23 protein-coding genes and 2 tRNA genes are annotated in these 22,323 nt (G+C 62.6%); 18 read left to right on the forward strand and 7 right to left on the reverse strand.

The genetic code is table 11. From position 1 onward, the window contains the following. Positions 1-10 precede the first annotated feature (10 nt). The 4 genes from K3146_RS05455 to K3146_RS05470 all read left to right on the forward strand — a co-directional run bounded on the left by K3146_RS05455 (position 11) and on the right by K3146_RS05470 (position 2,132). On the forward strand, positions 11-340 hold the full coding sequence (locus K3146_RS05455; RefSeq protein ID WP_221545144.1) for a DUF6122 family protein: 330 nt from the start codon (positions 11-13) through the stop codon (positions 338-340). 4 nt (positions 341-344) lie between these two features. Further along, entirely contained in the window at positions 345-752 is a 408-nt protein-coding gene (locus K3146_RS05460) for a DUF3052 family protein (RefSeq protein WP_221545145.1), read from the forward strand. A gap of 76 nt (positions 753-828) precedes the next feature. Continuing rightward, on the forward strand, positions 829-1,515 hold the full coding sequence (locus tag K3146_RS05465) for a nitroreductase family protein (protein WP_221545146.1): 687 nt from the start codon (positions 829-831) through the stop codon (positions 1,513-1,515). A 26-nt stretch (positions 1,516-1,541) separates the two neighbouring features. After that, a complete protein-coding gene (locus K3146_RS05470) occupies positions 1,542-2,132 on the forward strand; it encodes a hypothetical protein (RefSeq protein ID WP_221545147.1) in 591 nt (196 codons plus the stop codon). Here the strand turns inward: K3146_RS05470 and K3146_RS05475 are convergent. Both K3146_RS05475 and serB read right to left on the reverse strand, forming a co-directional pair. Then, positions 2,129-2,965 carry a Coq4 family protein gene (locus tag K3146_RS05475; protein ID WP_221545148.1) on the reverse strand — a complete coding sequence of 279 codons (837 nt, stop codon included), beginning with the start codon at positions 2,963-2,965 and terminating at the stop codon, positions 2,129-2,131. The two genes, K3146_RS05470 and K3146_RS05475, sit on opposite strands and share 4 nt — an antisense overlap. Before the next feature lie 61 nt (positions 2,966-3,026). Next, positions 3,027-3,911 carry a phosphoserine phosphatase SerB gene (gene serB, locus K3146_RS05480; protein WP_221545149.1) on the reverse strand — a complete coding sequence of 295 codons (885 nt, stop codon included), beginning with the start codon at positions 3,909-3,911 and terminating at the stop codon, positions 3,027-3,029. Here serB and miaA point away from each other — a divergent pair. The 9 genes from miaA to leuA all read left to right on the forward strand — a co-directional run bounded on the left by miaA (position 3,904) and on the right by leuA (position 12,837). Further along, complete coding sequence (miaA, locus tag K3146_RS05485; RefSeq protein WP_221545150.1) at positions 3,904-4,857, forward strand: tRNA (adenosine(37)-N6)-dimethylallyltransferase MiaA; 954 nt, start codon at positions 3,904-3,906, stop codon at positions 4,855-4,857. The genes serB and miaA overlap by 8 nt on opposite strands. 93 nt (positions 4,858-4,950) lie before the next feature. After that, positions 4,951-6,699, forward strand: a complete 1,749-nt coding sequence (ilvB, locus tag K3146_RS05490) for a biosynthetic-type acetolactate synthase large subunit (RefSeq protein WP_221545151.1) — start codon at positions 4,951-4,953, stop codon at positions 6,697-6,699. Next, positions 6,699-6,998, forward strand: a complete 300-nt coding sequence (locus tag K3146_RS05495) for a hypothetical protein (protein ID WP_221545152.1) — start codon at positions 6,699-6,701, stop codon at positions 6,996-6,998. Before ilvB ends, K3146_RS05495 begins: the two co-directional genes overlap by 1 nt. After that, the gene (gene ilvN / locus K3146_RS05500; protein ID WP_221545153.1) at positions 6,995-7,510 is read left to right on the forward strand and encodes an acetolactate synthase small subunit; all 516 of its coding nucleotides are present in this window, start codon (positions 6,995-6,997) and stop codon (positions 7,508-7,510) included. The genes K3146_RS05495 and ilvN overlap by 4 nt, the downstream gene beginning before the upstream one ends. 12 nt (positions 7,511-7,522) lie before the next feature. Then, positions 7,523-8,557: a ketol-acid reductoisomerase gene (gene ilvC, locus K3146_RS05505; protein ID WP_221545154.1), complete on the forward strand. Its 1,035-nt coding sequence runs from the start codon at positions 7,523-7,525 to the stop codon at positions 8,555-8,557. 29 nt (positions 8,558-8,586) lie between these two features. Then, a complete protein-coding gene (locus tag K3146_RS05510; RefSeq protein ID WP_221545155.1) occupies positions 8,587-9,192 on the forward strand; it encodes a DUF6151 family protein in 606 nt (201 codons plus the stop codon). Between the two features lie 44 nt (positions 9,193-9,236). Then, positions 9,237-9,833, forward strand: coding sequence for a DUF4329 domain-containing protein (locus K3146_RS05515; protein WP_221545156.1), 597 nt, complete (start codon positions 9,237-9,239; stop codon positions 9,831-9,833). Continuing rightward, positions 9,830-10,978 carry an alpha-hydroxy acid oxidase gene (locus tag K3146_RS05520; protein ID WP_221545157.1) on the forward strand — a complete coding sequence of 383 codons (1,149 nt, stop codon included), beginning with the start codon at positions 9,830-9,832 and terminating at the stop codon, positions 10,976-10,978. The genes K3146_RS05515 and K3146_RS05520 overlap by 4 nt, the downstream gene beginning before the upstream one ends. Positions 10,979-11,157: 179 nt before the next feature. Further along, on the forward strand, positions 11,158-12,837 hold the full coding sequence (gene leuA, locus K3146_RS05525) for a 2-isopropylmalate synthase (protein ID WP_221545158.1): 1,680 nt from the start codon (positions 11,158-11,160) through the stop codon (positions 12,835-12,837). Positions 12,838-12,852: 15 nt separating this feature from the next. Here the strand turns inward: leuA and K3146_RS05530 are convergent, their stop codons facing one another. After that, positions 12,853-14,865 carry a S9 family peptidase gene (locus tag K3146_RS05530; RefSeq protein ID WP_221545159.1) on the reverse strand — a complete coding sequence of 671 codons (2,013 nt, stop codon included), beginning with the start codon at positions 14,863-14,865 and terminating at the stop codon, positions 12,853-12,855. Between the two features lie 209 nt (positions 14,866-15,074). After that, entirely contained in the window at positions 15,075-15,938 is an 864-nt protein-coding gene (locus K3146_RS05535) for a M28 family metallopeptidase (protein ID WP_221545160.1), read from the reverse strand. Positions 15,939-16,135: 197 nt separating this feature from the next. Here K3146_RS05535 and K3146_RS05540 point away from each other — a divergent pair, with 197 nt between their 5' ends. Further along, positions 16,136-17,197: an amidohydrolase family protein gene (locus K3146_RS05540; RefSeq protein ID WP_221545161.1), complete on the forward strand. Its 1,062-nt coding sequence runs from the start codon at positions 16,136-16,138 to the stop codon at positions 17,195-17,197. 79 nt (positions 17,198-17,276) lie between these two features. After that, the gene (locus tag K3146_RS05545) at positions 17,277-18,245 is read left to right on the forward strand and encodes an NAD(P)H-dependent flavin oxidoreductase (protein WP_221545162.1); all 969 of its coding nucleotides are present in this window, start codon (positions 17,277-17,279) and stop codon (positions 18,243-18,245) included. Here the strand turns inward: K3146_RS05545 and K3146_RS05550 are convergent. From K3146_RS05550 to K3146_RS05560, 3 genes are all read right to left on the reverse strand, one after another. Then, positions 18,242-18,763 carry an AHH domain-containing protein gene (locus tag K3146_RS05550; RefSeq protein ID WP_221545163.1) on the reverse strand — a complete coding sequence of 174 codons (522 nt, stop codon included), beginning with the start codon at positions 18,761-18,763 and terminating at the stop codon, positions 18,242-18,244. The two genes, K3146_RS05545 and K3146_RS05550, sit on opposite strands and share 4 nt — an antisense overlap. 12 nt (positions 18,764-18,775) lie before the next feature. Continuing rightward, positions 18,776-19,525 (reverse strand): hypothetical protein, encoded by a 750-nt coding sequence (locus K3146_RS05555; RefSeq protein ID WP_221545164.1) that lies wholly within the window; start codon positions 19,523-19,525, stop codon positions 18,776-18,778. A gap of 164 nt (positions 19,526-19,689) precedes the next feature. Beyond that, positions 19,690-20,073, reverse strand: coding sequence for a flavodoxin family protein (locus tag K3146_RS05560; protein ID WP_345723787.1), 384 nt, complete (start codon positions 20,071-20,073; stop codon positions 19,690-19,692). Between the two features lie 184 nt (positions 20,074-20,257). Between K3146_RS05560 and recJ the strand changes: the two genes are divergently transcribed. The 3 genes from recJ (at position 20,258) to K3146_RS05575 (ending at position 22,321) form a co-directional block, all read left to right on the forward strand. After that, positions 20,258-22,042, forward strand: coding sequence for a single-stranded-DNA-specific exonuclease RecJ (gene recJ, locus K3146_RS05565; RefSeq protein ID WP_221545166.1), 1,785 nt, complete (start codon positions 20,258-20,260; stop codon positions 22,040-22,042). Between the two features lie 84 nt (positions 22,043-22,126). Next, positions 22,127-22,201 (forward strand) — tRNA-Glu (locus K3146_RS05570). A 48-nt stretch (positions 22,202-22,249) separates the two neighbouring features. Continuing rightward, a tRNA-Glu gene (locus K3146_RS05575) sits at positions 22,250-22,321 on the forward strand. The last annotated feature ends 2 nt before the right edge of the window (positions 22,322-22,323 follow it).

Below are 22,323 nucleotides of genomic sequence, written 5' to 3' on the forward strand. Positions count from 1 at the left end.
GGCACCGCAATTGGCGCTGCTCCAATTCACGCTCCATTACGGCGGGCACTGGCTCGCCCCGCTTCTCTTCGCGCGCCTGACGCAAGGCGTGCACTGGCTGCGTTTCGGTGCCGTCATGATCACGGCCAACCTCATCGACCTAGACCACCTGCTGGCCGACCCGATGTTCGATCCCAATCGCTGCAGCATAGGCTTCCACCCGCTGCACGGCTGGGTAGCCGGCTTCGCGTACCTAGCCATGCTTGCCATCCCGCGCTGGTGGGTTCGCGCTTTTGGTCTTGGCGCGCTATGGCACCTCGCAGTCGATTGGGGCGATTGCGTGATGCAGGGATGGAGCTGATACGATGACCGCTGGCTATTCCGGAACCCCGCTCGCCAAGAAGCTCAACCTTCGCGACGGGCAGCGTGTCTGGTTCCACGCCATGCCCGAAACCGTGATCGACGAGATAGACGAATATGCGCTCGAGCTGATTTTCGTCGCCGATCCGGCAGAGGGTGTCGATGCCGCGCATATCTTCGTGACCGAGACCACCGACCTCGAAACGCGCCTCGCGAGGCTGAAAGATCAGATCGCAAAGGATGGCCAGATCTGGGTCAGCTGGCCCAAGAAGGGAAGCGGTTTCGAGACGGCACTCGACCAGGCAGAGGTGCAGCGCATCGGTCTCGCCTGCGGTCTGGTGGACACCAAGAAATGCGCGGTCGACGAAATCTGGTCCGGCCTCAAGTTCGTCATTCCCAAGGCTGACAGGTAACCTTTCCGGGGCATCGCGCGAACCAGCTTCGCGCCTCGCCCTTTCAAAAGCGGGCATTCCTAGACATAGGGTAGACATGAAAGACCACGATTCCGTCCCATACTCGCTTCCGGAAATGACCGATGCCGAGCGTATCGAGCGCGCAACCGCCATGCGCAACAAGCTCGCCAGCCGCAGGACCTGCCGCTATTTCACCGATGAGCCGGTCCCTCGCGAGATTATCGAGCAGGCGATCCTGACGGCCGGCGGCGCTCCGAATGGGGCTAATCACCAGCCGTGGCACTTCGCCGTGGTGTCGTCACCCGAGAAGAAGAAAGCGATCCGCGAAGCCGCTGAAGCGGAGGAACGGCGCTTCTACGGTGTCGAAGGTGGCACCGCCAAGGCAGGCCAGGAATGGCTCGAGGCCCTCGCCCCGATCGGGACCGATGCTGACAAGTCTTTCCTCGAAACGGCCCCTTACCTCATCGTCGTATTCGCGCAGCGTAAAGGCGGGATCGAGGAAGATGCGAGCAAGCAGAATTACTATGTCAGCGAAAGCGTCGGCATTGCCGTGGGCATGATGCTGACGACATTGCACGAGGCGGGCCTCGCCACGCTGACCCACACGCCTTCGCCCATGGGGTTTCTGCGCGACCTGTGCGAAAGACCCGATTGGGAAAAGCCACTGATGGTGGTGGTTGTCGGTCACGCGGCTGCAGACGCGACCGTACCCACACATGCGTTGAAGAAGAAGCCACTCGAGAAGATCACCACCTGGCTCTAACATAGCAGTCCAGCGGGGGGACAACGATGAGCAAGACCGTGCAGCGCTGGCCACTCGCTTTCGCAACCATGCTGGCGCTGGCGGCAGTGGCGGCCGGTTTTCTCATTGGCGACGACGTGGTCGAGAACTGGCAGCTGGCGGCGCGATGGACCGCTCGCGTCGGTGCCCCCATCTTCCTGTTGACCTACTCTGCCTCGTCGCTCGTACGGCTGTTTCCATCATCGACAACCAAGGCGTTGCTGCGTGATCGAAGATGGTGGGGGCTCGGCTTTGCCGCATCCCATACGATCCACCTTGGCGCGCTTGCGACCTATCTGATGATCGGACCGGAAAGCAGGACGCTGGCCTCGCTGATCCCTGGGGCGGTCGCCTACTCCATGATCTACCTCATGGCAGCTACCTCGAACGGCTATTCCATGCGCAGGCTGGGTCGCAACTGGAAGCGACTGCACAGCTTCGGGATCCATTACATCTGGCTGATCTACATGGCGGCCTATGCCGGACGTATCCTGCAACCGGAGAAGCAGGTTGAAGGCGTCATAGCGACGACAATATTCCTCGCAGCGCTGGGGTTGAGGATTGCAGCACGCAAGCCGCGCAGGGTGGCAACGGCTTAGGCGGCGATGGATGCCTCGGCCTTCTTGCGCGGTGCGAGCAGGTCGTAGGGATCGTATCCCTCTTCGCGCCATACGCGGTGACATTCGCGATACCAGCTGGGATCGGGAATGTTCAATTTCGCACGCGCTTCCTGAAGATCCATTGCCAGCAGTTCACGGATCGACATGCCGACCAGCGGCGGGCATGCCTTCCCGGTCTTGTGTGCCTGGCGGCAAGCTTTGAAGACGGGGGCTGCGCTCTTGACCGTCTTCTTGATCTGCACCGCGCCGGCATAACCGATCAGGAGGTGGCCATGGCTAGGGCTCTGGCCATGGGTGAAGAGCAGGACGCACTGTTCGCCCAGGCCGTCGCGTCCGTAGCCGGTGAGCACATGCATCAGATCGTGCGTATCGCGCTGGCGGAATCCGAACCACTCGACGAGATCGCCATATTTCGGATTGCCGAGCTTCTCAGCCTCTTCGACGAGGCCGGCAGCCGAAAGACCTTCGCTCTCCATGAAGTCGCAATAGGAATGCGCCACGCTGCCTTCGGGCAGTTTGCGCAGGGCATCGTGGTCATCGAGGATCGGCGGCAGGAATGGTTCGTCTGCGCGCAGCTTCTCGCCGTGCTCGCTCAGGGTCAGGGCACGCACGCGCGGCATGAAAGTCTTGCTCGGCAGCGATTCGAAAATCTTGAAGACCTCTGCCGTGTCTTCCTTGTCCTTCAGCAACTCGCGGAAGTGATGGAAGGCCTTGGGCAGCGAATATTTCGGCTCCGGGCGGCGCGGATCGCGCAGCAGCGTGCCGTCCTTTGCGGCTTCAACATCGGGGGTAATGGTCGAATGCTGGTTCATGCTTGGGCCTCTACTGACAGAAGTGTCAATATCAGGTTTCGGTTCCATTTCAAAACCGGATTTAGCCAAGCACCCATTCGGCCTCGGGAATGCCGAGCAATTTGAGGATGACGGTAAGGTTCTCGCTCGTGATCCGCCCGTTCGCCGCATCGCGCGCCTTTGGCTTGGCGCGGTAAGCAATGCCATAGTCCGCTGCCTCGATCATCGGGATATCATTGGCGCCGTCGCCGGTGGCAAGGACACGCGCGCCTTCGCCCAGCTTCGTGCGCTCGTCTTCGAGAGTAGCGAGCTTCGTCGAGGCATCACTGACCGGACCGGCCAGCTGCCCCGTCAGATGCCCATTGGCCACGGCAAGGCGGTTTCCGACCACGCGGTCGAAACCCAGGTCTTCCGCCACACGGTCGGCAAAATGATGGAACCCTCCCGTGACGAGCACCGTGCGGCAGCCCCTGGACTTGAGCGTCTGCACAAGCGTGCGAGCCCCAGGCACCGGGGCGATCCGTTCCGCCAGGCAATTGTCGATCGCCCGTTCACCGAGCCCATCGAGCAGGCCAACCCGTTCGCGCAAGGCGCTTTCGAATTCCAGCTCCCCGCGCATGGCACGTTCGGTGATATCCGCGACCCTGTCCTTGATCCCAGCGAAATCTGCCAGTTCGTCGATGCATTCCTGCCCAATCATGGTCGAATCCATGTCGGAGACGAACAGGCGCGGCACTTCGATTGCATGATCGGCCACGAGCAGGTCTATCTCGCCGAAATGTTCTGCGAGGATCCCAGCCGCACGAAGCCTGTCACCATGAGGGAGCGAAATCTCGAGCACGTCGCCGCAGAAATCGAGCATCGCCGCCTCGGCCACGGGCATGCCGGCCTCGCCCAGTGCCTTGCTTGCGGTATCGAGCCGGGTTTCCAGTCCTTGGCTGTCTGCTATCAGCCGGGCGATGAGCATCGATAATTCCCCTGATCTGCCACCGGTGGCGCTCATTGCAGGGCCGACCGCCAGCGGCAAGAGCGATTTGGCGGTCAGGCTGGCACAGCGATTGGAAGCGCAGGGAAAGCGCGCGGTGGTGCTCAATGCCGACAGCGCGCAGGTCTATTCCGATTTGCAGGTCCTGTCCGCCCGGCCGACCGAGGAGGAGATGGGCGGGATCGAGCATCGTCTTTTCGGCGCATGGGATGGAGCGACAGCCTGCTCTGCGGCCGATTGGGCCGCGGCTGCCAAGCGCGAGATCGCCGATCTCCACGCAGAGGGCGCAGTGCCGATCCTGTGCGGCGGGACCGGCCTCTACATGCGCACCCTCCTCGAAGGGATCGCGCCGGTACCCGAGATAGACGCCGAGGTCAGAGCGCAAGTGCGGGCCCTATCGCAGGAGGAGGCGCGCACTGCATTGGAGACCGAAGACCCTGATGCGGCTGCCCGCCTCGCCCCAGCGGACACCTCCCGAACCTCGCGCGCGCTCGAAGTCGTGCGCTCCACCGGGCGGACGCTGAAGGATTGGCAGGCGGATAAAGTCGGAGGGATCGGCGATCGGGTCTCGCTCTATCCTCTTGTACTGCTGCCCGATCGCGATTGGCTCTACGAGCGGTGTGATCGGCGCTTCATCCTGATGCTGGAGGGCGGTGCCGTCAGAGAAGTCGAGACACTGCTCGCGCGCAAACTCGATCCTTCCCTGCCCGTCATGCGGGCCATCGGCGTACCCGAGATCACTGGATTGCTCGAAGGCGAACTATCGCGGGATCAAGCCATCGTCGCTGGCCAGACCGCCACACGGCGCTACGCCAAGCGGCAATACACCTGGTTCAGGCACCAGCCGCCGGGTTCGTGGCCGCGCGATGACAACAAAACTATCGATGAATACGATCTTTTTGTTTCTTTATTGCGCAAAGAGAGTTGACAGGACACCTTTCGTTTCGCATACGGAGGCTCTGTCGGCCCGGCGCTACGACCCCAGCGCCGGGCCGATTTGTGCCTAGAAACGGAGGAAACAGTGTCGGAAGAGCGCAGCGGAGCTGCCATATTGATCGAATGCCTCAAGCGGCAGGGAGTCGAATTCGTCTTCGGCTATCCCGGCGGCGCCGTGCTGCCGATCTATGACGAACTCTTCGCCGACAGCGACATCCGCCACATCCTAGTCCGCCATGAAGCGGGCGCGGCGCACGCGGCGGAAGGCTATGCGCGATCGACCGGCAAGCCCGGCGTGGTGCTGGTCACCAGCGGCCCGGGTGCGACCAATGCGGTGACCGGGATCGCCGATGCCTATATGGATTCGATCCCCATGGTGGTGATCACCGGGCAGGTGCCGACCGCGCTGATCGGGACAGATGCTTTCCAGGAAGCCGACACGGTTGGCCTCACCCGCCATTGCACCAAGCACAATTACCTTGTGAAGGACCCCGAGCGGCTGCGCGCTACGATCGAGGAAGCGTTCCGCATTGCCACGACCGGGCGTCCCGGCCCGGTGGTGGTCGATATTCCCAAGGACGTGCAGATCGCTCTCGCTGCGTGGGAGGAGCAGGACGAAACGCCCCTGCCCTCGCATCGCTACCAGCCGCGTATGGTTGGCGCTGCGGACGAGATTGCCGAAGCGATCGACATGCTCAGCCAGGCAGAGCGTCCGGTTCTCTACACGGGCGGCGGCGTGATAAACGCTGGACCCGGTGCATCCGAAGCCCTGCGCAAGCTTCAGCGTGCGACCGGCGCCCCGGTGACCAGCACGCTGATGGGCCTAGGCGCCTTCCCCGCCGACCATCCCGACTGGCTCGGCATGCTGGGCATGCATGGTACTTTCGAAGCCAATATGGCGATGAACCGCGCCGACTTGATCGTGGCGGTGGGCGCGCGTTTCGACGACCGTGTGACGGGCAGGCTCGACGCCTTCGCGCCCGAAGCCAAGAAAATCCACATCGACATCGACCGGGCCAGCATCAACAAGATCGTACCCGTCGATCTCGGCATCGTGGGCGATTGCGGCCACGTGCTGGAGCAATTGCTCGATGCATGGGGCAGCCGCAAACCGCGTGACCTGTCGGAATGGAAGGCCCGCATCCTCGGCTGGAAGGCACGCGATTGCCTCGCCTACCCCGAGAAGTCCGAACAGATCATGCCGCAAAAGAGCATTGAACGGCTCTTTGCGCTGACCAAGGATCGCAACCCGATCATCACCACCGAGGTCGGCCAACACCAGATGTGGGCGGCGCAGTATTTCGGCTTCAGCACTCCGAACAAGTGGCTCACCAGCGGTGGTCTCGGCACGATGGGCTATGGCCTGCCCGCCGCCATCGGCGCGCAGCTGGGCAATCCTGATGCGCTGGTGATCGATATCGCCGGTGAAGCGAGCATCCAGATGAACATCCAGGAGCTCGGCACAGCAAGCCAGTTCCGCCTGCCGGTGAAGGTCTTCATCCTCAACAACGAGTACATGGGCATGGTGCGGCAGTGGCAGGAACTGACCTATGAAAGCCGCTATTCGAACAGCTATTCGGACAGCTTGCCCGATTTCGTGAAACTCGCCGAAGCCTACGGCTGGAAGGGCATCCGCATCGAGGACGAAAGCCAGCTAGACGCGGGCATCGAGGCCATGCTTGCGCATGATGGCCCCGTGATCGTCGATTGCCAAGTGGCCAAGGAAGCCAACTGCTTCCCGATGATCCCCAGCGGCGCGGCGCACACCGAGATGCTGCTCTATGGCGACCAGGTCGAGGGCACGATGGACGACGAAGCGAAGGCACTGGTGTGATGGTTATCTCGAAAGAACTTCCCGACGCCCTGGCGGCCAAGGCGCAGCGCCGCAACTGGTACACGCGTGATAATGCCGACCAGTTGCTCGACTGGATCGAGGAGACGGGCCAGCGCTTCTTGGGGGTCGATGTCGCGCAGACGCAAGACGACGGCAGCTGGCTACTGATCGACGAGGGACTGGACCTATCGCGCCAGACCGAGAATTTCGAGGCGGTTCGCCGCGGTCGCCAGTTCATCGCCGAATATGATGGCAAGGGCCGCATGTTTGCGCCCGTCTGGCAGGATCGCGGCGAATGAAAATCGCCCAGCAGGCTAACGAACGGCACGTGCTCAACGTGATCGTCGACAACGAGGCGGGTATCCTTGCGAAGATATCCGGCCTCTTCACCGCGCGCGGCTACAATATCGACAGCCTGACCGTGGCCGATATCTCGGAAGACCATGCTATCAGCCGGATCACGATCGTCACCAACGGGCCGGAGCCGGTGATCGACCAGATCCGCGCCCAGCTCGAACGGCTGGTGCCGGTACACCGTGTGATCGATCTCACCGAAAGCGGCGCACATGTCGAGCGCGAGCTGGCCTTGGTCAAGGTTGCAGGAAAGGGTGACGCGCGCGTCGAGGCGCTGCGAATCGCCGAGCTTTTCCGTGCCAATGTCGTCGACACCACCACCGAAAGCTTCGTGTTCGAGCTGACCGGCTCGCCGGACAAGGTGGACAGTTTCATCGCCCTGATGCGCGAATTGGGCCTCGTCGAGGTCGGCCGCTCAGGGATCGTGGGTATGATGCGCGGGCCTTCCGCGGAGTAAGTGAGGAATTCAATGCAAGTCTATTACGATGCCGATTGCGACCAGCAGCTGATCAAGGACAAAAAGGTCGCTATCGTCGGCTATGGTAGTCAGGGCCACGCCCACGCCCAGAACCTGCGCGACAGCGGGGTTGGCGAGGTCGTAATCGCGCTGCGCGAAGGTTCGGCCACGGCGAAGAAGGCCGAGGGTGCAGGCTTCACCCTGAAGACCGTGTCTGAAGCTGCCGAGTGGGCCGACGTGCTGATGATCCTCGCCCCGGACGAGCATCAGGCCGCGATCTACGCCAATGAAGTCGCGGGCAAGATGCGTCCGGGCACAGCCCTCGCCTTCGCGCACGGCCTCAACATTCACTTCGGCCTGATCGACCCGCCCGCCGATGTCGATGTCATCATGATAGCTCCCAAGGGCCCCGGCCACACGGTCCGCGGCGAATACATCAAGGGCGGCGGCGTGCCCTGCCTCATCGCGGTCCATCAGGAGAGCAACCAGTCGGGCGGCAACGGCTTCGCCAAGCAGCTCGCGCTCTCCTACGCCAGCGCCGTCGGCGGCGGCCGTTCGGGCATCATCGAGACCGATTTCAAGGAAGAGTGCGAGACCGACCTCTTCGGCGAACAGGCGGTGCTGTGTGGCGGGATCACCCACCTTATTCAGGCCGGTTTCGAAACGCTGGTCGAGGCGGGATACGCGCCCGAAATGGCCTATTTCGAGTGCCTCCACGAAACCAAGCTGATCGTCGACCTGCTCTATGAAGGCGGCATCGCCAACATGCGCTATTCGATCTCGAACACCGCCGAGTACGGCGACATCAAGACCGGCCCGCGCATAATCACGGAAGACACCAAGGCCGAAATGGGCCGCGTCCTAAAGGACATCCAGTCAGGGCGCTTCGTGAAGGACTTCGTGCTCGACAACCAGGCGGGCCAGCCTGAACTCAAGGCCAGCCGAAAGGCGGCCGCCGCGCATCCGATCGAAAAGACCGGCGCGCAGCTTCGCGCCATGATGCCCTGGATCGGCGCTAACAAGTTGGTAGACAAGGAAAAGAACTGAGTTAAGATCGCGCCCAAGGGAGCAATCTCATGGGCGCGACTACCGATCTTCCGTTCAGCTGCAGCTGCGGCCAGTTCCAGGGGATCCTGCATGATGTCGGCCCCGACGAGGGCGACCGGCTGACCTGCTACTGCTCCGATTGCCGCGATTTCCTGCGCGTTATCGGGAGGCCCGAGTTGCTCGATGCCAATGGTGGAAACGCGGTCTACCAGACCCGTGTAGCCAAGCTTGAGATCCTCTACGGCTCCGATCGCCTTGCAACCCTGCATATGACCGAAAAACCAACCATGCGTTGGTACACCACCTGCTGTAACACTCCGCTGTTCAACACGCTGCCGAAGGCAAAGCCCGCATTCCTGAGCGTGAATACCTCCGCATTCGATCAGGCAAAGGTCGATGCGGCGCTCGGTCCTTCCAATGGTGATTTCCTCGCGAAGGAGGCGGAGCCTCCGCTGGCACACCCGAAGGCCTTTTCGCAGTTCAAACTGGCGCTTGGTTTCATTCCCCGCCTGGTCAAGGACTCCTTTTCCAGCGCATGGAAGCGGTCTCCCCTGTTCGATCCTGACACACGGGAACCGCTTGCAAAGCCGCGCAGGGTTAGCCCCGAAGAACGCTTGGCCGCGGGGAACCGCTGAGACAATACTCGACAAGTTGAGACTTAGGCGGCATCTCCGGCCAGATGGGGGACGCATCCAACGAGAAGTGGCTTTACGGCCTGTGCGCGGTCGCATTCATCGGCGTGATGTTCAGCCTGCTCACGCAGGAACGTGCGCCCGCACGTGAGCGGATCGTGAGTACCGATGAACTGACACGCTATGCCCGCGCGGAACTGGAAGATCTCCAGGCTCGTTCGATAACGAACAACCAGGAGTACTGCGGGGTCATCTTCGAGGACGAGGATGGAGGTCTCCATACATCGAGGATCTATGAAGGCGACCGGGCGACCTGTGCCTTCGACTGGGGCGTGCCGCTGGGCAATCATGTCGTCGCGAGTTTCCATACGCATGGCGGATATGACGAGGACTTCGATTCCGAGATGCCCTCGATCGAAGATCTTGCCAACGATATCGATGCGCGGATCGACGGGTTCATTTCCACCCCGGGCGGGCGGCTGTGGCATGTTCACTGGCAGGACGAGACCGCGACGCAGGTTTGCGGTGAAGGCTGCATGGAGCAAGACCCGCGCTATGCCGGCACCCAGACGGAACAGCTCCAGCGCAGCTACAGTTTCGAAGACTTGCAAGCGCGTGGGCGCACGATCATTCTCGACCAGTGAGACTGTCCGACTGCCATAACATCGACGATTTCCGCCGGCTTGCGAAGGCGCGGCTGCCGTGGCCGGTGTTCGACTATATCGACGGCGCCGCCGATGACGAGCAGACCAAGGCCCGCAACACCAGCGCCTTCGACATCGTCGATCTCGTGCCTGACGTGCTCGCGGGCGTCGAGACCATCGATACCAGCTGCACAATCATGGGCTGTCGCAGCGAACTGCCGCTGATGCTGAGCCCGACAGCGCTGCAACGCGCCTTTCATCGCGATGGGGAGCGCGCCGTGGCCAAGGCGGCGGAGAAGTTCGGCGTGTGGTTCGGCATTTCCAGCCTCGCTACGCATTCGATCGAGGAAATCGCCGCGCTTACGACCGCGCCCAAGCTGTTCCAGCTCTACGTGCACAAGGACAAGGGGCTGAACGCCAGCATGATCGAGCGCTGCAAGGCTGCCGATTTCGATGCGCTGGCGCTGACCGTCGATACGATCGTTTCGGGCAAGCGCGAGCGATGCCTGCGCTCGGGCTTCACCACACCGCCCCGCTTTTCCGCCAGCTCGCTGTGGAGCTATGCCACGCGGCCGCGATGGACGCTGGACTATGTCTTCGGGCCGAAATTCCGTCTTCCCAACCTCGATACCTACGTGGCCGAAGGAACGGGCAAGGCGGTCAGCATCCAGGAATATTTCAACACCATGCTCGATACCGGCATGGATTGGGACACTGCGGCCCGCATCAGGCAGGATTGGGGCGGCACTTTCGCGCTCAAAGGCGTGATGAGCGTCGCCGATGCCCGCCGCGCAGTCGAGATCGGGGCAGATGCGATCTGGATCTCGAACCACGGCGGCCGGCAGCTGGACGGCAGCCGCGCGCCTTTTGACCAGCTTCGGGAAATCGTCGACGAGGTCGGCGGCGAAATCGAAATCATCTGCGACGGCGGCGTCCGGCGCGGGACGCATGTGATGAAAGCCCTGTGCGAAGGCGCAACGGCGGCTTCCGGCGGCAGGCTTTATCTCTACGCTTTGGCGGCCGCGGGGCAGCAAGGCGTCGAGCGCGCGCTCCTGATCCTCAAGGAAGAAATCGAGCGTGCGATGCGGCTGATGGGCGTCACCAGCTTGCAACAACTGAACCGCGAACGGCTGAGGCGGCGATAATTTCGCAAACTCTTGCTTGATGTCGCGGCAATATTGCGCAATGCAGCATGGCATGACCCGTATCGGACTAATCCTGCGACTTACCCGCCCTTGGGCGTGACACTGGCGTGCCATGAGGGTGCGCCGCGCACCCAAGGGCCGAAGAACCAGCCGCAGTAACCGACACGAGTATTCCTCCGATGCCCATGCTCTCCAACCCGAGCGCCAAATATTCTCCCTTCCCGCAGGTCCCCCTGAGCGACCGGCAATGGCCCACGCGCACCATCACCGCCCCGCCCCGCTGGCTGTCGACCGATCTGCGCGATGGAAACCAGGCGATCGTCGACCCGATGGACGCGCACAAGAAGAACCGGTTCTTCGACCTGCTGATGGAAGTCGGCGTGAAGGAAATTGAGGTGGGCTTCCCCAGCGCGGGCGCCACCGAGTTCGACTTCATCTCGAGCCTCGTGCAGTCGGGCCGGATCCCCGACGATGTGCTGGTCCAGGTTCTCACCCAGAGCCGCGAGGATCTGATCCGCACCAGCTTCACCAGCCTCACCGGTGCGCGCGCGGCCATCGTCCACCTCTACAACGCCGTCAGCCCCGCGTGGCGTGAGGTCGTGTTCGGCATGACCAAGGACCAGGTACGCGACATCGCGGTCCACGGCGCCAAGGTCATGCGCGACGAGGCGGCAAAGCAGCCCGATACCGACTGGCACTTCCAGTACAGCCCTGAAACCTTCTCTACTGCCGAGCTCGATTTCAGCCTTGAGGTTTGCGAGGCGGTGATGGACGTGCTCGCCCCCACTCCCGAACACCCGATCATCCTCAACCTGCCCGCCACGGTCGAGGCGGCAACGCCCAATATATACGCAGACCAGGTCGAATACTTCATCCGCAACCTGCCCAATCGTGAGAGCGCAGTGATATCCTTGCACACCCACAACGACCGCGGGACGGGCGTGGCTGCGGCGGAACTGGCGCTGATGGCGGGGGCGGACCGTGTCGAAGGATGCCTCTTCGGAAATGGCGAGCGCACGGGCAATTGCTGCCTCGTGACGATGGCGCTCAACATGTACACGCAAGGCGTCGATCCGAACCTCGACTTCTCGGACATCGACCGAGTGATCGAGACGGTCGAATATTGCAACGAACTGCCCGTCCACCAGCGCCACCCCTATGGCGGTGAGCTGGTCTACACAGCCTTTTCCGGCAGCCACCAGGACGCGATTAAGAAGGGATTCGCAGCGCACCAGGTCCAGAACGACCCACACTGGCGCGTGCCCTACCTGCCCATCGACCCGGCCGACCTGGGTCGCAGCTACGAAGCAGTAATCCGCGTCAATTCGCAGTCCGGCAAAGGCGGCTTTGCATGGGTGCTCGAGCAGGACCAGGGCCTCAAACTGCCCAAGAAAATGCAGGCCGATTTCTCGCCCCATGTCCAGCGCATGGCCGATGAACTGGGCCGCGAACTCAACGCCGCGGACATTTGGGAAGCCTTCAAGCAGGCCTATCACGTCCAGACCGAAGACAAGCATTTCCAGCTCGTCGATTACGAGGAGCGCCGCGCGAGCGACGGCACTCGGCTCTTCAGCGGCACCATCGCGGTCGAAGGCAAGGAACAGACAGTCTCCGGTCGCGGCAACGGCCTGATCTCCTCCGTCCTATCGACCATCGAGCAAGCCTTCGGCCTAAGCCTCGAGATCGTCGATTACACCGAACACGCGCTCACAACCGGCCGCGACAGCCGCGCCGCCGCCTATCTCGAATGCCGGACGCCCGACGGACGCACGATCTGGGGCTGCGGCATCGACGAGGACGTCGCGACAGCCAGCGTGCGCGCCGTGCTCAGCGCTGCGAATTCGGCAGTGGCAGCCTGAGCAGGCCGGGCAGGACTACTTCACGCGCTCGTCGTACCATTCCAGCCAGCGCTCCATCCGGTCCACGATGAAGCTGGGCCGGTCGATGCCGTGTGCTTCGCCGGGATAGACCACGAGCCGGGTTTCAATCCCGCGGCTGCGTAGGGCCTGGTACATCTGCTCGCTGGCCCAGGTGGGCACGTTGACGTCCTCACCGCCCACCATGAACAGCGTCGGCGTGACGATCCGCTGGTTCTCGTAGAAGGGGTAGCTGATCCGGTCCCAAGTCTCTCGGTTTTCCCACGGATGGCCGAGTTCCACATCGTATTCGTAAATGTAATGATCGGTGCCGTACCCGGCGATGATGTTGGAGATGGAGGCGCCCGATACAGCCGCCTTGAAGCGCGTGTCACTGGCGATCGTGTAATTGGTCAGCATCCCACCATAGGACCAGCCGCCGATGACCAGTCTGTCGGGATCGGCGACGCCCATTTCGACCACGTGATCGACAGCAGCAAGCACGTCCTCAACGTCGACCGAGCCCCAGGCCGCATCGATAGCAGCCGCAAAGTCCTGCCCTCGGCCCGTGCTGCCGCGCGGATTGACATAGACGACGGCATATCCGCGCGCGGCCATGATTTCGCTCATCATGTTGAAGCCGACGTCATATTGGGAGGTCGGTCCCCCGTGGATCATCAGCATGGTCGGCAGGCGCTTGCCCTTGCGCCAGCCGTGCGGCGTCTTGAGGAATCCGCGAACCTCCGTGCCGTCTTTGCTGGCGAAGCTGATCCGCTGGACAGTGCCGAGGTCGAGTTCGGCGGCAAGATCGGCGTTATGCGTGGTCAGCCCGCGCAATTCGCCGCTGTCCAACGCATAGATTTCGTCCGGCGCACCAAGGTGGCCGACGCGCATGGCAACGCGACCGTTGTCCGAGACGGACGGATCGGCCAGCACCCACTCGCCGCTCTTCACATCGTTCACAGCACCGCCTGAAGCACCGACCGAGGCGAGCCGCTGAACTCCATTGTCCTCGACGATAAAGCTGATGCTCGACCCGTCGGCCGACCAAGTGGGGTTAGAAACATTGCGGTCGAGCGCCTGCGTCAGCACCTCGCCATCGCCGCCTGTGGCCGGAACCACCGCAAGATCGTTGACGGCATACCAGATCAGGTCGGGATCTCCGGATCGGATGTAGGCGATCTGGCGGCCGTCGGGGCTCCATGCAGGGTATGACCCGAAGCCTGGATCATTATCGGCGCCTTCGTAACGCGTGACCTGCTGGGGAGCCTGTCCGGGTCTATCGGTGCGCGCGAGATAAATGTTGTGGTCTGGCGAACGTTCCGCATCCTCCATGCGGCGCGAGACGAAGGCCACGCGAGTGCCATCGGGCGAAAAGACCGGCATCGCCTCGTCGAAATCCCCGTCGGTCAGGCGTTCCGCCTTGCCGCTGGCAATATCATAGAGCCACAGCCGCTCGCGCCGATTATCGAGATATCCGGTGCCATCCCGCTTGAAGAGATAGCGGTCGATGACGATCGGTTCGGGACGGTCATTCTTGTCCTTTTCCTTCTTGGGTTTGGGATCGTGGACAATCAGCGCCAGCTTCTGGCCATCCGGGGAGAAGGCAAAATCGGTGACCGAACCCTCGACGTCCTTGATCGGATAGGCCTCGCCCCCGGCAAGCGGAAGGAACCAAAGACGATCCGGCTTGTCTTCCGCATCCTTGTCCTTGGCGTCGCGCGAAGAGATGAAGGCGATCGTCCGCCCATCGGGGCTGAAACGCGGGTTGCTCTCGCTCTCTCCCGCACGATGCGTCAGCTGGCGTGCGCCGCTGCCGTCCCAGCGGGCGATCCAGACATGCCGTGCAGTCTCGTCCTTCTCCACATTCGTTTCGCTTACGGTGTAGACGACCTGCGTCCCGTCGGGCGAGATATCGGGCGCGGACAGGCTCTTTTCCCGCAAGAGATCGGCAATTTCCGCAGGACGGGCAAAGCTTGCGGAAGGCACGGCGATTGCCAGCATGCTGGCGGCAAGGAGCAACTGGCGCATCGGATTCCCCTGTAGTTGGACGCGATGCTTACTCCATATTCGAAGTCGCGCAAGCTGGTCGATTTCCTACATTCTTGCGGGGCCCTAGCCGCTGCGCATAGCCTCGACCGATCCTCCCGAGAACCGCGGAACTCCGGGCGAGAAGAGCGAACTCGGCAGCGCACCCTACCCAAAGCAGAAGGCTGACGGCAAGGATCCCCAAGCGAACCTCACTTTTCGAGCAAGCGCTTGGTGACCGCTGCTACAAGGTCGATGCCGCTATGCATGTATTCACGGTCGATCGTCTTGTCACCACCGCGATGGTAGGTCGGATTGATGTCATTGTTGGAGAAATCTTCCGACAGGCACACGGCGCGAAAGCCATACCTGCGGAAACTCGCATGGTCCGATGTGTTGAAGGTATCGCGTGCGATAGGAATGCCGAGGGTCTCTGCTTCCTCGAGATAGATCTCGGCAAGTTCTCCATCGGGCACATCGAGGTCGAACCGTCCATCGCCATTCCCGTCGAAGCCGATCATGTCGATGTTGTGCATGGAGTGCAGCGCCAGCCCGCTCGCCCTCCAGTTAGCAGCGAAGATCTTGCTGCCGACCAGCCCCACCTCTTCCTGATCGAACCAGACGAAGACCACGTTCATGCGTCGCACGGGCATCTCGGACACGCGCTTCGCCAGCTCGATCACGGCATAGATGCCGCTCGCGTTGTCGTCGGCACCGGGACTGCCCTTCACGCTGTCGTAATGGGCACCGATGACGATGGTCTGCTCGCTCGGTTCGGTCGAGGGAATTTCGACTGCGACATTGGCGCCGGAAACCGGGGGAAGAACGATGTCGAGCGAACGATTGCTATTACCTGTGTCATATGGCTGCAGCCTGGCCTCGATTCCGATGGTGGCCAGTTCCGACATGATTCGGACAGCTGCGGTCCGGCGCTGCTCGGGGGTGACACGTTCGCCAATGAAGGCCTCGACACTTATCGCGTATTCTGTCGCGCGCCCCGCATCCGTGTAGCCCGCAACCATCAGGAAGCCCGCAAGGCCTGCGGCGGCAATCCCGAGTTTACCCCTCAATCCCATTTCCTACCTCCCCGGCGACACAGTAATGCCAAGCCATGACCGTGCAAGCATTCCCGATCGCCCCTTCCTGCAAGAACCGCGCTCCACGTGCAGGCCCGTTTTCCTTGCATGGACCGTGTTCCATGTGTTCCAAGCTGTAGGAAGATTGCAGGGCCGGCCCCAACCGCGACCTGCGCCGATAAAGGGGAGACGAGAAGATGAGCGAAACGATACTCGAGCCCGACCTGCCGATCATCGACCCGCACCACCATCTGTGGGACTTGCGACCGCTCGTCCCCGCCTTCCCCGAACCCCGACACGACTTCATCGAGGCGATCGCAGGTGCGGCCTATTACACCTTCGACGAATTGCAGCAGGACACGCGCGGCGGGCTTGAAGGCGGCCACAACATCGTCGGCACCGTCTTCATGGAATGCGGCGCGTTCTATGATGCCGCGCGCGACGATGCGATGAAAAGCGTGGGCGAGGTCGAGTTCGTCAACGGCGTCGCCGCGCAGGGTGCGAGCGGGCTCTACGGCAATTATCGTCCCTGCGCCGGGATAGTGGGTCACGCTGACCTGACGCTGGGCGATGCGGTGCAGCCGGTAATCGAGGCGCTGATTGCAGCGGGCAACGGGCGCTTTCGCGGAATCCGCCATGCCGCCGCATGGGATGCCGATCCCGAGGTGCTCGGCCCCCCGTTTCATGCGCCCGAAGGTCTGTACCTGTCCGATGCATTCCGCGAAGGCTTTGCCGCCTATGCCAGGCATGGCCTGACCTTCGATGCATGGTTGCTCGAGCCGCAGCTTGGCGACGTCCTCGACCTTGCCAAGGCCTTTCCCGACCAGACGATCGTGCTCGATCACTGCGGAACGCCGCTCAATATCGCCTGTTATCGCGGAAAGCTTCACGAAAACTTCGATCGCTGGCGGCGTTCGATCCACGCACTCGCCGAATGCGAGAACGTGCAGGTGAAGCTCGGCGGCCTTGCCATGGCCTTCTGCGGCCTGCCCGAAGACGGCCCGATGAACGGGCATTCGTCCGAACATCTGGCTGGTCTCTGGCGACCCTATATCGAGACCTGCATCGAGGCCTTCGGCGCCAGCCGCGCCATGTTCGAATCGAACTATCCGGTCGATCGCTGGGGCGCGAGCTACGAGGTCTTGTGGAATGCGTTCAAGCGCCTCTCGCACAGCCATTCCGAAGACGAGCGCAAGGCGCTGTTCGCAGGCACGGCGGCGCGGGTCTACGGGCTGGAGCACCTGCTGGAGGCTGCCTGACGTTTACGTAACGTCACTCTCGACAAGCGCCCGCCGTCGCCATACGCCCCCGCAAAACCAGTAGAGGAGCCGCCTGCCCATGACCCTGCCCGTCCCCTTCGACAAGCTGCGCATCCCCGTAATCGGCTCGCCGCTGTTCATCGTTTCGGGACCGGAACTGGTCATCGCGCAGTGCAAGGCAGGAATCGTCGGCAGCTTCCCCGCGCTCAACGCGCGGCCGCAAAGCGAGCTCGACGAATGGCTGCACCGCATCACCGAAGAACTGGCAGCGCATAATCGCGACAATCCGGATCGCCCCGCCGCACCTTTCGCGGTGAACCAGATCGTCCACCGCTCGAACGACCGGATCGAGGCCGACATGGCGACATGCGCCAAGTGGCAGGTGCCGCTCGTGATTACCTCGCTCGGCGCGCGCGAAGAGATCTTCGACGCCGTGCGCGGCTGGGGCGGGATCACCATGCACGACGTGATCAACAACCGCTTTGCAAGAAAGGCGATCGAAAAGGGGGCCGATGGTTTGATCCCCGTCGCGGCGGGTGCTGGCGGGCATGCCGGCACGCTCAGCCCATTCGCGCTGATGCAGGAAATCCGCGAGTGGTTCGACGGGCTGGTCGCGCTCTCGGGTTCGATCGGACACGGTCGTTCGATCCTGGCCGCGCAGGCGCTGGGGGCGGACTTCGCCTATATCGGCTCACCCTGGATCGCGACCGAAGAGGCCAATGCGGTCGAGGGTTACAAGCAGGGAATCGTCGAAGGTAGCGCCGACGGGATAGTCTATTCGAACCTCTTCACCGGCGTGCATGGCAATTACCTGCGCTCGAGCATCGAGAATGCGGGGCTCGACCCTGACAACCTGCCAGAAAGCGACCCGAGCAAGATGAACTTCGGCAGCGGCGGCAACACGAAGGCCAAGGCGTGGAAGGACATCTGGGGTTCGGGCCAGGGCATCGGAACGGTCAAGAAAGTCGGCCCGGTCGAGGACATGGTCGCACGGCTGGAAAGCGAATACATCGCCGCCAAGGAAGCCCTCGCGGCGCGCACGGCCTAGGCTGCCGCGCTCCACAACGCTTCGGCCATGGCGTCGAGGTGGGTGAAATCGGGCTGGCGCGCTGCCGGGTCGCGCGTGTTCAGCATCAGGGGCCGCGACTGATCGAGCAAGCGGCGTCGCAGCGCATTTTGCAGCAGCCCCAGCCGCATGAGCGCATCCTCGCAAGCAAGCCGCGGGTCATGGATCCGCTTGCGGGCCCAGCAGCTTTCGATGTGACCGACGCGTTCGATCACCATCGCGTTGTAATCGCGATGCGGGCCGCGGTGGAGCGGCAGCAGCGTTCGCCAAACGGCCTCGTCGCGAGCCGGGAGAAGAATGCCGTTGCGCCGGAAATCGTCGAAGCCGACTGAGCGCCTGCCGACAGAATCGAACATGGCGCCGAAACATCGCCGAGAAAGGAGTTGCCTGGGAAGGAGATGATGCCGTTGTAGACCCCGGTCGTGCCCCGGAAGACCGCATCGATTGACCGCGCGAAACGGCAGGCTGCTGCGCCTCTCAAGTCCGAAATTGCCCCCCATCCCAGCGCGCAGCTACATCCGCCTGACCTCGATCTGCGAAGCGTTTTCCGAAGGAGAGAGGAGGAACCCGAGACCATCCTCCGCGATGAATTCCCGTGGAGCATCGAGAGGGCCGCTCGCCACGAGATCATGCACCAGACGTGCGCCCAGCCTCGTCGCCGCGATCCGGTCTGAAGCGAGTTCTGGAGCAATCGACAGTTCCTGGCCGAGGAAATGGGCAAGTCCCTCGCTTCGCATCGCCCCACGCTCGTCGAGAGCAAAGCTGGTCAGGCCCAGTGCGGGGAAAGGTCCGCCCTCAAGCCATTGCTCGACGCTCTGGCAGAACATCGGCATCGCAACCGCCGAGCGCGCCGGGCTCCAGCAAATGGTCCTGACCCCATCGACACGGCGGGCAATCCCGCAGGCGAGATCGAGCATCGCGCGCACGATCGGCAGGCTGTTTGCCCCGTCTGCGAGATGCGGTCCCGGGAAGAGCGCGATCGCTTCATGATCCGCAGGGTCGAAATGCGCATCGCAGGCAAGGCGATGGGATATGGTCGGCGACGCAACCGAGGGACCGGGAGACAGCCCAAGCAGGTCAAATGTCATCCCCGACTGGAGAAGCTCGAGCCATTCGCCCGGCTGCCTGCCTTCCGCATCGCAACCTGCCGAGGAAGTTGCAGCTTGTTCGGCCGGATCATGGGTAATCGCCGCAAGCGGCATGTCCTCAATCGCAGCGAGCAATTGGCTGCGATCTGGCCGGTCACCGGGGGAAAACAGCAAGTAAACGCCATCGGCGATTCTCGAGCCGGGCAAGTCCGAAGCTTGACCTTGCGGCATAAACTTTGACGCCCCCCCTGCAGTCCCCGAAGTAATTCTTGCCGCTTTTCAGACGGTTCGTCGAGTCATGAGTTGCCAAATCGATCCGAATTGGCCCGGATCGAATGTCAGATGATGCCGTCGACAATCCCCTGCGCCAACGCCTCGCCCATCTCGCGCGCCCGTGCAAGGTCCGTTTCTCCGATTGTCTTGGGTGCAAGAATTTCCTTCTCGGTTTGAGCACCCGTGTCGAGGATCCAGTGATCGGCAACCCTTCTCAGCCGCCATCCGGTTGCAATCCTGTCTAGCTGCTTTTGAGCGCCCTCCCCATCGGAACCAGCCGCGATGATAGTGGCATAGGGGCGGCCGTTGAGCTTGCCGAGTACCGGATAGTAGCACCGGTCGAGCATCTCCTTCATCTCGCCGCTCATGCTGGCGAGGTTTTCGGGACAGCAGAAGAGGTACCCTGCGGCTTCCAGAAGATCGTCGGGGCCTACATCGCAGGCCCGCAAGATGATGCCTCGTTGGCCAGCACCCTCGGAGGCAGCCCGGGCTACCGCCTCACTGCTTCCGGTCCTGCTGTGCCAGACGATCAAGAGGTGAGGTCCTGACATAAGCGTGACCTCGCCCCCTACCTGTCGATTGTCAACGCGACGGAGCTTGCTGGCTCATGGCGCCTCGCGGTAGGACTGAAACATGGCTTCCACTGCCCTCCCTCAAGTCTTCGGCGTCTCACAATCCCTCACCGGCCGCGCGTGGCGCTGGCGTGGCGGGAATATGGATCTCGGCCAGGGCCATTTCGGCGATGACGAGGCAATCGTCCGTCAGGTCCTGCTCGCCCGCGGCGTAGCGCAGGACGACCTACAGCGGCATCTCTCGCCGACCTTGCGCGATTTCCTGCCCGACCCGTCCGAATTCAACGACATGGATGCGGCGGCTGACAGGATTGCTCAGGCCGTCCTCTCTTCCGAGCGCATCACAATATATGGCGATTACGACGTAGACGGAGCGACCAGCTCGGCCCTCTTAATTCGCCTGCTTCGCGAGCTTGGCGTCGAGGCGGACTACTACATCCCCGACCGCCTGCTCGAAGGCTACGGTCCCACCGGCGAAGCTCTGGTGAAACTGGCGGAAGCCGGATCGAGCCTGATCGTCACCGTCGACTGCGGGGCAATGGCGCATGAAGCGCTAGCCATGGCAAGCGATGCTGGTGTCGATGTGATCGTCGTCGACCATCACAAATGCTCGCCCGAACTGCCCCGAGCCGCTGCACTGGTGAATCCCAACCGCCTGGACGAGAACGACCTTGCCGCGGCTCACGGTCACCTGGCTGCGGTGGGCGTCGCTTTCCTGCTTGCGATCGCGCTGGTCCGCACCTTGCGGGCGCGTGGATTCTTCGAGGATCGCAAGGAGCCCGATCTGCTGGCCCTGCTCGATGTCGTGGCGCTCGGCACGGTCGCGGATGTGGCAGCGCTTCACGGCCTCAACCGTGCCTTCGTGGCTCAGGGTCTCAAGGTCATGGGACGGCGAGACAATATCGGGATGTCGGCGCTCATCGACGCCAGTCGTTTGAAACGCGCACCGATCTGTTCGGACCTCGGATTCGCGCTCGGCCCCCGGATCAACGCGGGTGGACGTGTGGGCGAATCGACTCTGGGCGTACGCCTCCTGACAACCGAGGACACCGAAGAAGCGCGACAGATCGCAGCGCAACTCTCCGCGCTCAATGAAGAACGCCGCGCAATCGAGGCAGAAGTCCAGCAGGCGGCCGAAGAACAACTAGCCGCGCAGCACAATCGTGCGGTCCATGTCGTCGCCGCGCGCGGCTGGCATCCCGGCGTCATCGGGATCGTCGCGGGTCGCATCAAGGAGAAGACGGGCAAGCCATCGCTTGTCATCGCGCTCGACCAAGACGGCGAAGGCAAGGGATCGGGTCGCTCGATACCCGGTGTCGATCTGGGCGCCGCAATCATCCGGGCGCGCGAAGAAGGCCTGCTCGTCAAAGGCGGAGGCCACGCGATGGCTGCCGGCCTGACGGTTGCCGAAGACAAGCTCGAAGCCTTCACTGACTGGCTCGATGCGCATCTCGAAGGCGCAGTCGCACGCGCAGGCGAGAATCGGGAAATGCTGCTCGATCTCGCTGTCGCCCCGGGAGGACTGACCCCCGAACTCGTGAACGCACTCGAAGCTGGCGGGCCGTATGGCGTGGGCTGGCCCGGTCCACGAGTTGCCGTGGGTCCGGTCCGGCTCGTGAAGTGCGATATCGTCGGCACCGACCATGTCCGCCTTATCGCCAGCGGCGATGATGGAAAGAGCTTCAAGGGAATCGCCTTCCGCGCGGCAGACAGCGACATGGGGCAGGCACTCCTCCACGGATCTCGTGGGCGCAGGCTATGGCTCGCAGGACGTGTGAAGATCGACGATTGGGGCAGCAGGCCGCAGGCAGAACTGCATCTCGAAGACGCCGCATTCGCAGATTGATCGCAATTTGCCCAATTGCAGGGTTGACGCATTTTCACCCCGCGCCTAAGTGCGCCGCCACGCCACCGACCCCGCAAGGGGTGTGGCCCGTTCGTCTAGCGGTTAGGACGCGGCCCTTTCACGGCTGAAACACGGGTTCGATTCCCGTACGGGTCACCATCGGTGGCGTTATTGCATCTGCAATCCGCGCAAGAGTGCCACCCCTGTGGCCCGTTCGTCTAGCGGTTAGGACGCGGCCCTTTCACGGCTGAAACACGGGTTCGATTCCCGTACGGGTCACC

The sequence above is a fragment of the Qipengyuania vesicularis genome, from assembly GCF_019711415.1.
Taxonomy (GTDB): Bacteria; Pseudomonadota; Alphaproteobacteria; order Sphingomonadales; family Sphingomonadaceae; genus Qipengyuania; species Qipengyuania vesicularis.